9 protein-coding genes are annotated in these 13992 nt (G+C 56.8%); 8 read left to right on the top strand and 1 reads right to left on the bottom strand.

Annotated features, from left to right (window positions below; translation table 11 throughout):
• Window positions 1-203: 203 nt before the first annotated feature.
• Genes ACR0JW_RS05690 through ACR0JW_RS05675 form a run of 4 tightly spaced genes read left to right on the top strand, consistent with a single transcriptional unit; the run spans window position 204 to window position 6445 of the window.
• Window positions 204-3290 carry an ABC transporter transmembrane domain-containing protein gene (locus ACR0JW_RS05690; RefSeq protein WP_480713675.1) on the top strand — a complete coding sequence of 1029 codons (3087 nt, stop codon included), beginning with the start codon at window positions 204-206 and terminating at the stop codon, window positions 3288-3290.
• Window positions 3280-4182: a CPBP family intramembrane glutamic endopeptidase gene (locus ACR0JW_RS05685; protein WP_480713674.1), complete on the top strand. Its 903-nt coding sequence runs from the start codon at window positions 3280-3282 to the stop codon at window positions 4180-4182. The genes ACR0JW_RS05690 and ACR0JW_RS05685 overlap by 11 nt, the downstream gene beginning before the upstream one ends.
• Before the next feature lie 59 nt (window positions 4183-4241).
• The gene (accD, locus tag ACR0JW_RS05680; RefSeq protein WP_170678843.1) at window positions 4242-5174 is read left to right on the top strand and encodes an acetyl-CoA carboxylase, carboxyltransferase subunit beta; all 933 of its coding nucleotides are present in this window, start codon (window positions 4242-4244) and stop codon (window positions 5172-5174) included.
• Window positions 5171-6445, top strand: a complete 1275-nt coding sequence (locus tag ACR0JW_RS05675; protein ID WP_480713673.1) for a bifunctional folylpolyglutamate synthase/dihydrofolate synthase — start codon at window positions 5171-5173, stop codon at window positions 6443-6445. The genes accD and ACR0JW_RS05675 overlap by 4 nt, the downstream gene beginning before the upstream one ends.
• Before the next feature lie 56 nt (window positions 6446-6501).
• Here the strand turns inward: ACR0JW_RS05675 and zapE are convergent, their stop codons facing one another.
• The gene (gene zapE / locus ACR0JW_RS05670; protein WP_170678839.1) at window positions 6502-7560 is read right to left on the bottom strand and encodes a cell division protein ZapE; all 1059 of its coding nucleotides are present in this window, start codon (window positions 7558-7560) and stop codon (window positions 6502-6504) included.
• 165 nt (window positions 7561-7725) lie between these two features.
• Between zapE and ACR0JW_RS05665 the strand changes: the two genes are divergently transcribed.
• The 4 genes from ACR0JW_RS05665 to ACR0JW_RS05650 all read left to right on the top strand — a co-directional run bounded on the left by ACR0JW_RS05665 (window position 7726) and on the right by ACR0JW_RS05650 (window position 13984).
• Window positions 7726-9264 (top strand): alkaline phosphatase family protein, encoded by a 1539-nt coding sequence (locus ACR0JW_RS05665; RefSeq protein ID WP_170678837.1) that lies wholly within the window; start codon window positions 7726-7728, stop codon window positions 9262-9264.
• 145 nt (window positions 9265-9409) lie between these two features.
• Window positions 9410-11275, top strand: coding sequence for a PAS-domain containing protein (locus ACR0JW_RS05660; RefSeq protein WP_480713738.1), 1866 nt, complete (start codon window positions 9410-9412; stop codon window positions 11273-11275).
• Complete coding sequence (locus ACR0JW_RS05655) at window positions 11275-11976, top strand: response regulator transcription factor (protein WP_170678833.1); 702 nt, start codon at window positions 11275-11277, stop codon at window positions 11974-11976. Before ACR0JW_RS05660 ends, ACR0JW_RS05655 begins: the two co-directional genes overlap by 1 nt.
• Window positions 11977-12217: 241 nt before the next feature.
• A complete protein-coding gene (locus ACR0JW_RS05650; RefSeq protein WP_170678832.1) occupies window positions 12218-13984 on the top strand; it encodes an ABC transporter ATP-binding protein in 1767 nt (588 codons plus the stop codon).
• Window positions 13985-13992 lie beyond the last annotated feature (8 nt).

Here is a 13992-nt window from a genome sequence, read left to right as displayed (position 1 = left end):
GGCGGTTAAACCCGAATTACAGAATTTCAGCGCTAAATTTTCCGGAAATGTGATCAGCAGAGGGCTGGACAGAACCGCACCTTTCTGCCAATGCCGCGCCCGTTCTTGCAATAGACCGGGGCAGTGCTTACCGTCTGTTACCGGGTCGCAGTGGAACATCCGTCAAACAGCGCACATCCGAATTTCTCAGGACAAGGGCGGTCATGGAACCCACTCTGTTTTCGTTTATCTGGAAATACTCAAAGAAACAGCAGCTTGTATTGTTGCTGCTGACTGTATTGTCGTTTCCCTTTCTCTATGCCTCGCTCGAGTTGCCCAAACAGATCATAAACGATGCAATTGGGGCGCCCACCAACACGGTGACGATCTGGGGCTACACTGTGACGCAGATCCAATACCTTTGGATCCTGTGCTTTGCTTTTCTGGCAACAGTGATTGCCAGCGGGTTGATGAAGATGCGCATCAACACGATGAAGGGCGTGCTGGCCGAGCGCATGCTGCGCCGCCTTCGCTTTTCCCTGATCCAGCGAACGATGCGGTTCCCGAAGTCCTATTTCGCCACCACCAGCCAGGGCGAATTGGTTTCGATGATCACCTCCGAGGCCGAACCGATGGGCGGGCTGATGGGCGACGCGATTGCCCAACCGGTGTTTCAATTCGGGCAGATGATGACAATCGTCACATTTCTGTTCATGCAAAGCGTCTGGTTCGGATTGGCCAGTGTCGCGCTGATCCCATTGCAGGCCTGGCTGATCCCGAAACTGCAACGCCAGATCAACCTGCTGAACAAGGACAGAATTCAACAGGTTCGACATCTAAGCTCTGAAATCGGCGAGAGTGCGGCGGGCATCAGTGATCTGCGCACCAATGGCGGCTGGCGTTATCGGCTGGCGCAGTTCAGCCATCGGCTGGGCATCTTGTTCGAGATCCGCTTCAAGATCTACAACAAGAAATTTTTCATGAAGTTTCTCAACAACCTGATCACTCAGATGACGCCGTTTCTGTTCTACTCGGTCGGCGGTTATCTTGCGATCACGGGAGAGGTGACAGTGGGCGCACTGGTCGCCGCACTTGGGGCCTACAAGGATCTGAGTGGCCCTTGGAAGGATCTGCTGACCTACTACAATCAGGTGCAGGACATGTCGCTGCGTTGGGAAATCGTGATAGAGCGTTTTGCCCCAGCCAACATGATCCCCGAGGAACTGTTTTCCGGAGAACCCGAAACCATCCCGCACCTGACCGGTGACATCGAGTTGCGAAACGTGACGGTCCGCGATGATGACGGCAAGACCATTCTTGAAGATATCGACCTGACAATCCCAAAGGGCGCCCGGGTGGCGATACAGTCGCCACAAGCGGCCGAGCGTGGTGCGCTAGCTCAACTGCTGACAAGAGAGCTGCTACCGGTACAAGGCGACGTGATTATGGCGGGTCACAATCTCAATTCGCTGCATCAAACAGTGATTGCCGCCCGAATTGGTTATGCCTATTCACGCCCCTACCTGTTCGATGGAACACTGGGGGACAATCTGCTGATGCCCCTGCGGATCCGCCCGCAACATCAGTCGGACGCGATAAAGGCTCCTTCGCGTCGGCAGATCGAGGCCGTGCGGGCCGGAAACCCCCCCGATTCCCTGTCGGATGAATGGGTCGACCCCAGCCTGGCCGGGCTGGATAGTGCTGACGACATTCGCGACTGGTGGTTTCAGCTTGTCGAGGCGATGGGGATCGACGAGTTCATGTTCCGCCGTACTTTACGCTCCCGGTTCGACCCGGAACAGCATCCGGCTTTGGCAAAAGACGTTGTTGATCTGCGCGGAATCGTTGCCGAGCGTCTGCGCGAGCGCGGCTTGGACCGATATGTCTTCAGATTCGACCCGGAACAGTTCAACCCCGCCGTTCCCTTGGGCGGCAACCTGCTGTTCGCGTCTCCGTCGCAGGATATCTCTCCGGAAACGCTTGCCGAAGATGATCGGTTCCAGGCAATGCTCAGCGCGAACGCTCTGGACGATGACGCCATGAGCATTTCCAGTGCCGTGCTGGAAACGCTGACTCAGGCATTTGGCCGGGATGGCACGGATCATCCTCTGTTTTTGCGCCTTGGCCTGTCCCGCGACATGTTCCACAGCCTGCTGGATATCGAAGACCGTCGCAAAGCCAAGGGTGATGCCGCAATCAATCAGAAGGAAAAAGCCCTTCTGATGACGGTGCCCTTCCTACTTACAGCCGAACAGATAGGTCCGAATTTCCCGGACGAGTACAAGAACAGAATTTTGACGATTCGAAAGACGCAGGCAGAAAGAATCCGGGAATCGATGCAGGGGATGTTCCTGCCAGTGTCGCCGGATCTCTACATTCCGCGTCTGACCGTGATCGAGAATGCGCTTTACGGACGCATTTCGATCATGGCCGGGGCCAAAAAAGACGAGATCGAAGATGTAGTCGCCGAAGTTATGAACGAAGCCGGGCTGCGCCGCCGCGCCGCTGCGATCATTTACGATCTGCCGTCCGGACTGGGGGGAAACAACCTGCCGACCGTTTTTCAGGAGCGTGCCGCGTTCTCGCGGGCGGGCATCAAACGCCCCGACATTCTAGTGCTGGACAAGGTGCTGGCCAGCCACGATTCGGAAAGCCGACTGCGCACCCGCCTGAAACTGCGTGAGCTGCTGCCTGATTCAATCATGATCTTCATGGAAGATCATTTTGCCCACCCCGAAGCGTATGATCTGTTCGTCGAAATCAAGGACGGCCGTATTGACGGTGTTTCAAGAACACAAACAGAAGCGGAAGAAGGCGCTACGGCGGACCTGAGCCGGAAGCTCAAGATCATCTCCTCGACCGAGTTGTTCTCCAAGTTAGATGGCAGAAACCAACGTTTGCTGGCGTTTTCCGCACAATGGTACGAGGCCGCAGCCGGGCAGACCATCTTTGCCCGCGGCGAGGCACCTGACGCGGCCTACCTGTGTATTTCCGGTCAGGCCAATTTGGAATGGAACGACAGCAAGGGTCTCAAGCGGGTAATCTCGGTCATCGAGCCGGGACGATTGATCGGAGACCTTTCGATTATCACCAAAGACGCCAGACAATTCGATCTGGTTGCAACAAAGGATTGTACCTTTCTCAGGATCAGCGCCGGAGAGCTGCGCGCCGTCGTGGAGAGCGACGTTAATGTCGCCGTACAACTTCTTGAAACCGTTGCCGGCTACCTCATGACAGTGTCCAATCGTGTTGCCGCCGCGCAAACCCCAGAGGACATATTCACCGATACCGGCAGTTCCAGTGGAACCTAAAATCACGACACATTCGGCATACGCAGCCCATGAGATGCTTGTCCGCGACGCACGTGACAGACCGGAGCTGTGGCGGCTGACGGTTGGGCTGGTGATCGTTGGTGGTGTTGCAATTTTCCTGAACCTCACCCTGTCTTCCGTGATTTTCAGTCTCGGTACCGCGCGGTGGGTTTCCGGCTTTCAGGCGGGGGCAACACCGTCTGCTTTGTTGATTCTGTTGTCGAGTTTCGGGTTCATCACATTGGGTGTCAAACTGGCCGCCGGGGCGATGCAAAACCGCCCGTTGCATGCCATCCTGGGTCCCCGCCGTCTTGGCGTTCGCCAGTTCTGGCGCGTACTTCTGGCATTGGTGCTGCTGGCCGCGTTGATCTTCATCCTGCCGCCTTACAATCTGGGTGCACCGTTCAAACCCAATTTGGCTGTCGAAACGTGGCTGCTGCTGTTGCCGCTGTCTCTGACTGCGGTTTTGATACAAACCAGCGCCGAGGAAATCCTGTTTCGCGGCTACATTCAGCAATCACTGGCTGCGCGGTTTCGGTCGCGCCTGATTTGGATGGGTCTGCCTGCCCTGTTGTTTGCGGCCGGTCACTACGCGCCGGCCACATCCGGAGACAACGCCCTTCTGATCGCAATCTGGGCCGGCGCCTTTGGCCTGATCAACGCCGATCTCACCGCGCGGTCGGGTACCCTTGGTCCGGCTATTGCGTTGCACTTTTTCAACAACGTTGTGGCGCTGCTGTTTTTCTCGATCCCTGACAACCTCAGCGGTCTTGCCTTGTTCCTTCTGCCCTATGACATGTCCCAGACAGACGCGATACGACACTGGCTGTATGTGGATTTCGTGATGATGATTGTTTGCTGGCTAACCGCACGACTTGCGCTGAGGCGCTGATTGCATTTCCTGACGTAGCGCCTTATTTGACGTCAAAACCGCATCAGCAAGGTTCCGACATGAACTGGATCACAAACTACGTCCGCCCCCGGATCAACTCGATCTTCTCGCGCAGGGAAGTGCCCGAAAACCTGTGGCACAAATGCGATGAGTGCGGAACCATGCTGTTTCACCGCGAACTGGCCGACAACCAGAATGTCTGCACGCAATGCGATCACCACATGGCAATCACGCCGCGAGAGCGGTTCAAGCATCTGTTTGATGGCGGTATTTTCACCGAGGTCGAGGTCCCCGCGCCGAAGGACGATCCGCTGCATTTCCGGGATCAAAAGAAATACCCCGACCGCATGAAAGCGGCCCAGAAGAAAACAGGCGAGAAAGAAGCGATGCTTGTCGTTAGCGGTGAAATCGGCCGGACACCGGTTGTAGCTGCCGCGCAGGATTTTTCGTTCATGGGCGGATCGATGGGCATGTATGTCGGCAACGCCATCATCGCAGCCGCGCGGGAGGCCGTGAAACTCAAACGACCGCTGATCCTGTTTTCGGCTGCCGGTGGCGCGCGAATGCAGGAAGGTATCCTGAGCCTCATGCAGATGCCCCGCACCACGGTCGCTGTGGAAATGCTGAAAGAGGCGAACCTGCCCTATATCGTGGTGCTGACCCACCCGACCACCGGCGGCGTTACCGCGTCTTATGCAATGCTGGGCGATGTGCATATCTCGGAGCCGAATGCGCTGATCTGCTTTGCCGGACCGCGCGTGATCGAACAGACCATCCGCGAGAAACTGCCCGAAGGATTCCAGCGCGCTGAATACCTTCTGGATCACGGGATGCTGGACCGCGTTACAAAACGCACCGAAATGCGCGATGAACTGATCACCATCACCCGAATGCTGATGGGCCTGCCGCCAGCCGTCAAAGGTGACCTTCCCGCACCAGAGCCGGAGGAAGCGCCGGTCGAAGCTTCGACCGAGGGCGCAGGCGAGAAATGAAAACCCCGACATCCGACGTCATCCTTGATCGGATGATGGCGCTGCATCCCAAGATCATCGATCTGACTCTGGATCGTGTGTGGCGCCTGCTGGCTGCTCTGGACCACCCGCAAAACCGATTGCCGCCGGTTATCCATATCGCCGGAACCAACGGCAAAGGCTCGACGCAGGCCATGATCCGCGCAGGGATCGAAGGAGCCGGGCTGACAGCTCACGCATACACATCCCCCCACCTGGCCCGCTTTCACGAGCGAATCCGACTGGCGGGAGAGCTGATCTCGGAGCCTGACCTTACGGCGGTTCTGGACGAGTGTTACGCCGCAAACAATGGTGAGAATATCACCTATTTCGAAATCACGACCTGTGCGGCCCTACTGGCTTTTGCCCGCACGCAAGCTGACTATACGCTCCTTGAAGTCGGACTGGGTGGCCGGTTGGATGCAACCAACGTCGTGGAACAGCCTGCGGTTACAGTCATCACGCCGGTTTCGATTGACCACGAACAGTTCCTTGGCGACACATTGGGCAAGATTGCAGCCGAAAAGGCCGGCATCATCAAGGCCGGAGTGACCTGTATCGTGGGCCCGCAAGAAGACGAGGCGCTCGAGGTCATTGAATACACTGCCGCGCGACTGGGTGCGCCACTACTTGTTCATGGCCAACACTGGCACGTACACGAAGAAAACGGACGCCTGATCTATCAGGACGAAACAGGATTGCGCGATCTGCCGCTTCCCAATCTGCTGGGCGCGCACCAAATTCAGAACGCGGGCGCAGCGCTGGCGGTTCTGCGCCATCTGCAAATGGGCGATGACGCCTATGAGGCCGCCGTGACCAAAGCCGAATGGCCAGCACGCATGCAGCGCCTGAAAACAGGGCCACTGACAGAACAGGTTCCGCTCGCTGAACTGTGGCTCGACGGGGGCCACAACGCTGCTGCTGGCGTGGCGTTGGCCGACGTTCTGGCGAAACTGCCCAAACGCCCGACCCACATGATCTGCGGCATGCTGAACACCAAGGACGTTACCGGTTATCTGGCGCCCCTGGCCAATCAGGCCGAAAGCCTGACCGCCGTATCCATTCCCGGCGAGGCCAACACGCTCAGCGCTGACGACACTGCGGCTGCGGCCGCAAGGGTCGGCCTGCCAGCTTCAGCAGCGGAAAGCGTCGCGGCAGCCCTGACAGCAATCACGGACAAAGACCCACAGGCCCGTGTCCTGATCTGTGGCTCGCTCTATCTGGCGGGCAACATCCTGCGCGAAAACGGCTAGCTGTTTTTCTGTTTGGAAAATCTTGGAGCACGCTGGGGCGAGGGGGGCAGAGCCCCCTATTTCCCCCAGTCCTGATCCTGCATTTCCCGCAGGCGTGAGGCGGTGCGCTCGAATTCAAACGTTCCTTCACCTTCGACATACAACATCTCGGGCTCGGCGGCCGCCGAACAGATCAGCCGAACCCTGGCCTCGTAAAGGGCGTCAATCAAAGTGACAAACCGCTTGGCTTCGTTGAAGTTGTTGCGCGACAGTCGCGGCACGTCTTCCAGAACCAGCACTTTCACCGCTTCCGCAATGGCCAGATAGTCTGCCGGGCCCAGCATACGTCCGCACAAATCATAGAAGCTGGCCCTCGCTACGCCGTTGCGAAATGCCGGAAGTTCAACGGCCCGGCCGTTCACCTTCAACACCAGTGGCTCCGCCGCGCCTCCCGACAGGTCATTCCACACCGCCCGGATATTCTGCCGGGCCTCGGGCCCGATCGGCGTAAAATACACCGGCTCACCCGCCAGACGGTTCTGACGATAATCGGTGGGCGAGATAAGCTCCCAGACTTCAAGCTGTTCCTTGATATGCGCGATGAATGGCAGAAACAGCTGCCGGTTCAGCCCATTTTTGTACAGCTCATCCGGGTGCCTGTTCGACGTGGTGATCACGACCACCCCGCCTGCATGCAAAAGATCGAACAGGCGGCCCACGATCATTGCGTCCGTTATGTCCGTGATCTGCATTTCGTCAAAGGCCAGCAGCCGGACAGACTTGACAACTGCGTCGGCAACGGGTGCCAGAGCGTCCTCGACCCCTTCCTTTCGGGCCTTGTGCATGCCTGCGTGAATTTCCTGCATAAAAGCATGGAAGTGCACGCGCCTTGCAGGAATATCCTCCAGCGCATCCACAAACATGTCCATCAGCATGGACTTGCCTCGCCCGACGCCACCCCACAGGTAAAGGCCTTTGGGGGCGGGGGGGGCTTTGCGGAAGAAACCGCGTTTGACAGGTTCGGCGAGGGAGGCCCGAATACGTTCGAACTGTGGAAGAACGGCCTCCTGCGCGTCATCCCTGATCAGGCTGCCATCGGCAATGCGGGCCTCGTAAAGCGAAATCAAATCCGTCATGTCTGAGCCATAGCGTCCGCTCTGCCCCTTGAAAAGCGGCCTTTTTCTCGCGGCTTCGTTTTTGATGGGCTTCGCTCTGAAAAAATCTGTCAACGTGTTGCACGAGCGCCGGAACCAAGACAAAGTCCGCGCCAGACAGAAGCGTGGCTAAACAGGATTGCGGACATGTCACAGGCAGGAAACGTCTTATTCATAATCATCGACCAACTGCGTGCAGATTGCCTAACCGGCGCATTGGCGAACCATGTGGATCTGCCCAATTTGCGCGCGTTCATGAGCGATGCGGTCACCTTTACGCGCCACTTCTCGGTGACCAACCCGTGCGGCCCGTCCCGGGCTTCGATACTGACCGGTCAGTACGCGATGAACCACCGCTCTGTCCGCAACGGAACGCCACTGCGCCACGACATTCCCAATGTCGCGACCGAGATGCGCAAGGCCGGATATCTGCCCATGTTGTTCGGCTACACCGACACGTCAGCAGATCCGCGCGTGTTTGATCCCAACGACCCGTCGCTCAAGTCTTATGAGTACCCGATGCAGGGGTTTCACGAGGTGGTCGAAATGCGGCTCGAGGAATCTTTTCCCTGGCAATCTCATCTGATGCAAAAGGGCTATTCGTTCGACGATTACTGGGATGTCTACAAGCCCGTATCACCAACTGGGAGTTCGCCGAAACTGAACGACTCCGCGTTGTACCGGGCCGAAGATAGTGACACCGCCTTTCTGACTGATGTTTTTCTGAATGGTATCGCCGCGTACCACAAACAGAGCTGGTTCGCCCATCTGACCTATATCCGGCCGCATCCGCCGCTTGTCGCACCTGCGCCGTATAATGACATGTACGATCCTGCCGAGTTGCCTCTGCCCGCCGGATTCCCGGACCAGCAGGCCGAAGCGGCGCTGCACCCGTTTTTTGCCCCTTCGATGCAATCCCAAACGGCCACCGGCTTTGTAAAGGGCATGGGGCAAATTGAACCGACACAGGAAAACGTTCAAACCCTGCGGTCCGTCTATCTGGGTCTTGCGACCGAGGTCGATCATCACGTCGGGCGTGTAATCCAGTACCTGAAGGAAAGCGGGCAATATGACAACACCTTGTTGGTGATCACCGCCGACCATGGCGAGATGCTGGGCGATCGGCATACCTGGGGCAAAATGACGGTGTTTGATGCCGCCTATCATACGCCTCTGATTATCAGGATGCCGGGGAATTCAGCCCGCGCGGGTTCGGTTGTCGACGTGCCGACGGAATCTGTGGACGTCACCCCAACCATTCTTGACTGGGTGGGCAAATCAGTTCCGAACTCGATGGACGGACGCTCGCTTGTGCCGCTGCTGAGGGGTGATGTTCCCGACGACTGGCGCAGGTATTCGTTCAGTGAGCTTGATTTTTCGGAACCTGAAAAGCCAACTCTGTGGCAGCAGCAATTGGGAACCGGCAACAGCGACTCGAATCTGAGCATTCTTCGGGACGACCGGTTCACGCTGGTTGAGTTCGCGGCCGATCTGCCTCCGATCCTTTTTGACCATGCCGGCAAGGGTGAGCTTGAGAATGTCGCGAACAATCCGGAATTCGCGTCGGATCTGGGCCGGCTTGGGCGTCAGATGCTACGGCACCGCATGCGCAATGCGGACCACACGCTTTCCCTTTATTCTCTGACCCCAGAGGGTGCCAAATCGAAAGAGCGCTATCCAGACTAGGGCGATACATAGCGACGAAGTGCCCGCGGCAGGGCCGGCCTGTTTTTTGTCGCATCTCTCCCCCCTACACCTGCGGGGGTTCTGATGTTACGCCTGTTCCGTGGGGAGAACTGTCTTGGACACCACCGAACAGCATATGAAAGCAATGACAATGGCCGGTCTGAATCTGATCGGCCAGGCCCTTTCGATTTACGACAGCCAATTGCGGCTTGTCGTCAGCAATCGCCGCTTTCAGGAAATGTTCGATCTGCCCGACACCCTGGTCCGCCCCGGCGCCCTGTTTCACGACACCATTCAGTTCCTTGCCAGCCGTGGGGAATATGGCGACGACGGAAATGTGGACGAAATGGTGAAGGCCCGCGTCGAGCAGGCGCTGAATTTCGAACCGCATTACATGGAACGGGCGCGACCAAACGGACAGGTTATCTCGATCGAGGGGGCACCGTTGCCACAAGGCGGCTGGGTCGCAGTGTATACAGATATCACCAGCACAAAACGAGCCGAGAACCTGCTGCGCGCACGGTCCGAGGAATTGTCCGGACAGTTGCTGAGCCATGCCGAGGAATTGTCAGCCGCAAACCGAAAGCTGGCCGCAACCAACTCGGCACTGGAAGAGGCAAAGCGCCAACTGACCGAGATTGAGGCCCGCACCCGTTTGACGACGGAGATGATGCCGGCCCATATCGCTCATCTCAGACGAGACGGTATTTACGACTACTCAAACCGCCGCCTGAGTTCCGTCATGCCGGGCCGACCGTCTGAGATTGCAGGTCTGCACATCTCCGAGGCGCTGGGTCCTTCGGCATTTGAACGGGTCGAACCCTATCTGGAACGTGCCTATGGCGGCGAAACTTCGGTTTTTGAGTTTACCGAGGATCAGGATTCGCGCCGGATCCGCGTTTCTTTCACCCCGGACGGGGCAGGGGGCGTGTACATAATGTCGGTCGACGTGACCGAAGAAACGCAAGCCAGGGTCGCCTTGCAACAGGCCAGTCGCCGCGCAATGGCGGCGCAGATGACCAGCGGCATGGCACATGATTTTTCAAACCTGCTGACGATCATTCTGGGGATGCAGGCGCGGCTGAACAAAATGGACCTGCCCGAAGAGGCGCAGGAACTTGTTTCGGCCACTCAACAGACAGCGCGCCGTGGCGGACAATTGCTGAACCGGATCGCGGATATGACGGGCAACCGGACACCTCAACCCAAGGCGACCGACATGCGAGGGCTGCTGGAAGACCTTCGCATTCTTGCGTCGCCATCGTTGCCGCGGGGGGTGGGGCTGTCAGTGGTCAATACATTGCCGGACGAGGCGCTGATGCTCGACCCGGGTATGGTTCAGGATGCAATGCTCAATCTTGTCCTGAACGCGCGTGACGCATGCGGCAATTCCGGTCAGATCACCATCAGCGCCCATGCGATCGGAAGAATATGGGCCGAAATCACCGTATCCGACACTGGGCCCGGGTTTTCACCCGAAGCTTTGGACAAGGCTCTTAACCCGTTTTTCACGACCAAAGGCAGCGACGGTTCGGGGTTAGGCCTTCCTATGGTTTATGACACCGTCAAACTGGCTGGCGGAGACCTGAATCTGCGCAACACGCAATCAGGTGCGTCCGTTGTCATGCGATTGCCTTATAGACCTGCCCCGTCTGGTCGCGGCGGTCTTGTCCTGCTTGTCGAGGATAACGACGAATTGCGTTGCCAGTTCCGCGACCTGCTTGTTGATCTCGGCTATTCTGTGATCGAGGCCACGTCAGTTGATGAAGCGCTCCGTTTGATCTTGGATATTGACGATATTGCGCTGGTCCTGTCCGATATCCGGCTTGATGGACCGGCCACCGGGATTGATCTGCTTGAGCGGCTGAAGCCTGGCCTTCCCTGTATTCTGATGACATCCTTGCCCTATTCCGACCCTCTGCATCGACAAGCGCTTGCTTTGGCGCCGGTGTTGCGTAAACCGTTCTCCCGGGCACAATTGTCTGCACTGATCCGAACCGAGGCCGCCTGATGAATCAACCATTGGTGACCATCCTTGATGACGAGCCCGAGATACGGCGCATATTGACGGATGCGTTGGAAGAGGCCGGATTCCGCACACAAAGCTTTTCACGCGCCCGTGAATTCGAAGCCTCGCTGAAACGGGTGACACCGGATGTCTGCCTTGTTGATCTGTCGCTTCCGGATACAGATGGGCTGGCGTTGGTGCACCGACTGGCGCTGGAACAGGGGGCCGCCGTAATTATCATTTCGGGCAGGGTGCAGGTACAGGATCGCGTCACCGGGCTGGAACTTGGGGCTGATGACTATATCACCAAACCTTTCGATCCTGCCGAAGTTGTCGCCCGAATCCGCGCAAGATTGCGCGCACCGAGAACCCAGTCTCCCCAGTCGGAAGTGGCATATTTCAATGGCTGGACCGCATATTTCGATCGCTATGTTCTTGTGGACGGAACCGGCTCGGAAACTCCGTTCAGCCATGCCGAAGGCGAGGTTCTGCGCCTGTTTCTGGAAAGCCCGAAACGGTTGATCAGTCGGGCGCAGATGCAGGAAACCTTAGGCGGCGCCGCAGGTGAGAGTTTCGACCGGGCGATGGATGTGCGAATTTCACGTCTGCGCACAAAACTGGGCGAAGACCCAAAAAATCCGCGCCTGATTAAAACAATTTACGGTGCCGGGTACATTTTTTTGGGAGAAGTTGAATGGCAATGATTTGCTCAACACGCGATTTTTTCGACCGTGTCGACACAAACCTTCTGAATTTCAGTGCTTTTCCAGTGAGTTGGGGGATGGACAACATTATCTTTGGTCCAGCTATGGATTCTTGTAACTGTCCCGCTTAACTAACACCAACCCGTCTTTCCTGAAAAGACAGGCAACAAGATCGTTTCCGACACATTGAAGATTGCGTCGGCAGCAGGTGTCGAACGCAATTGAGGGCCTGGAGAGTAGAATGGTCAGAAGTTTCTGGGATCAATGGCGATCCGGCCACATTGGCCGACTTGTTGGCAGCAGCTTGCGCAGCCAGGGTTGGCTTTATGGCATCGCCATGGCCGCCATGGTCGTTGTCGCGGGGACAACTGCGGGCACCGCCTGGATGATGGAAAACATCGTCAACGCCATGACCACGCCGGAAGCGCGCTCAAAAGTCTATTTCGTCGCACTGGCAATTATGGGGTTGTTTTTTACAAAAGCAGCTGCATCCTACATTCAGTCTGTATTTCTGGCGCGGGCCGGCAACCGGATCATCGCCGTTCAGCAGGAACAGCTATATGCGAAACTGCTGAAACGGGGTGTCGGTTTCTTTGCCGACACTGAATCCTCTGATCTTTTGATGATCGTGACACAGGGTGCTCTGGCTGCAAGGCGCCTTGTTGATGTCGTTGTCACGAGTTTCGTTCGCGACGCATTGACCCTTGTCGGTCTGGTATTTGTGATGGTTTATCAGCAACCGATATTGTCAGTGTTGTTCTTCATTGTCGGACCAATCGCCCTGCTGAGTGTCAGAGTTATTCTCAAGAGTGTGCGCGCGATTATGCTCTCCGAAATGAAATCTCTGGCAGAGATCATGAAAGTCCTTCAGGAAACCTCGGGGGGCATTAAGATCATCAAGGTTTTTGCGCTGGAAGGCCACATGGCCGATCGCATGAACCACGCAATCAGGGCTGTCGAAAACCGTGCCAACTCGATTTCACGGTTGCAATCAATCGCCAGCCCAATGATGGAATTTCTGGCAGGTATAGCGATCGCAGCCATTCTAATCATCAGCACAATTGGTATCGCAGGAAGTGAGCCGACCACACCGGGGCAACTGATGTCTTTCATCACCGCTTTGCTGATGGCTTATGAACCGGCCAAACGCCTTTCCAAGATGCGCGTGGTAATCGAGACAACACTGGTACCGATTGGTATGATGTTCGAGTTGCTGGACCAGGAAGATCCGATGCGTGAAAGCATCGAACCCGTGCAGCTGCGTCCGGGGCCCGGCGAGGTTCGGTTGCATGACGTCACTTTTGGCTATCAGGGCTCCTTGCCCATTCTCAAGAATATGGACCTGACTTTTGAAGCAGGAAAAACCACTGCGCTGGTGGGGCAGTCCGGCGGTGGCAAATCCACCATTTTTGGCCTGATCATGCGTTTCTATGATCCGGATCAGGGACGCATCGAAATCGACGGACAAGATGTCATGGACGTGAGCTTCGCTTCTTTGCGGCGTAAAATCTCTTACGTTGGGCAAGACACGTTCCTGTTTTCCGCCAGCGTCATGGACAACCTTCGATACGCCCGTCCCGACGCAACGATTGAACAAGTCATGGAAGCCGCTCGCGCGGCACATGCCCATGACTTCATAACCGAATTGGCAAACGGATATGACACGCAGGTAGGTGAAAATGGCGCATTTCTGTCCGGTGGGCAGAAGCAAAGACTGGCAATTGCGCGCGCAGTCCTGCGCCAAGCGGAAATCCTGTTGCTTGACGAGGCAACCAGCGCGTTGGATGCAGAATCCGAAACTTACGTGAAAGAAGCGCTCGACAAACTGACCAAAGATGTGACGACGATCGTGATCGCGCATCGCTTGTCGACTGTTTTGGAGGCCGACAAAATTATGGTTGTTCAGGATGGCGAGGTGATCGAACAGGGTAGTCTCGACAACCTGATGCAGCGTAACGGGGCATTCCGGCGGCTGTTTGACCAGCAGTTCAAGCAGCCTGCCTCCTGAACCAATTT

The sequence above is a fragment of the Ruegeria sp. BG6 genome (genome assembly GCF_056538465.1).
The sequence above is the reverse complement of the archived record's forward strand: the minus strand, read 5'-3'. Positions and strand labels throughout refer to the sequence as shown.

What these genes read in the sequence shown, in the direction of transcription:
- ACR0JW_RS05655 (WP_170678833.1), top strand. Translation starts at nt 11,275, where the DNA reads ATGAATCAACCATTGGTGACCATCCTTGATGACGAGCCCGAGATACGG.
- ACR0JW_RS05675 (WP_480713673.1), top strand. Translation starts at nt 5,171, where the DNA reads ATGAAAACCCCGACATCCGACGTCATCCTTGATCGGATGATGGCGCTG.
- ACR0JW_RS05665 (WP_170678837.1), top strand. Translation starts at nt 7,726, where the DNA reads ATGTCACAGGCAGGAAACGTCTTATTCATAATCATCGACCAACTGCGT.
- accD (WP_170678843.1), top strand. Translation starts at nt 4,242, where the DNA reads ATGAACTGGATCACAAACTACGTCCGCCCCCGGATCAACTCGATCTTC.
- zapE (WP_170678839.1), bottom strand. Translation starts at nt 7,560, where the DNA reads ATGACGGATTTGATTTCGCTTTACGAGGCCCGCATTGCCGATGGCAGC.
- ACR0JW_RS05650 (WP_170678832.1), top strand. Translation starts at nt 12,218, where the DNA reads ATGGTCAGAAGTTTCTGGGATCAATGGCGATCCGGCCACATTGGCCGA.
- ACR0JW_RS05660 (WP_480713738.1), top strand. Translation starts at nt 9,410, where the DNA reads ATGACAATGGCCGGTCTGAATCTGATCGGCCAGGCCCTTTCGATTTAC.
- ACR0JW_RS05690 (WP_480713675.1), top strand. Translation starts at nt 204, where the DNA reads ATGGAACCCACTCTGTTTTCGTTTATCTGGAAATACTCAAAGAAACAG.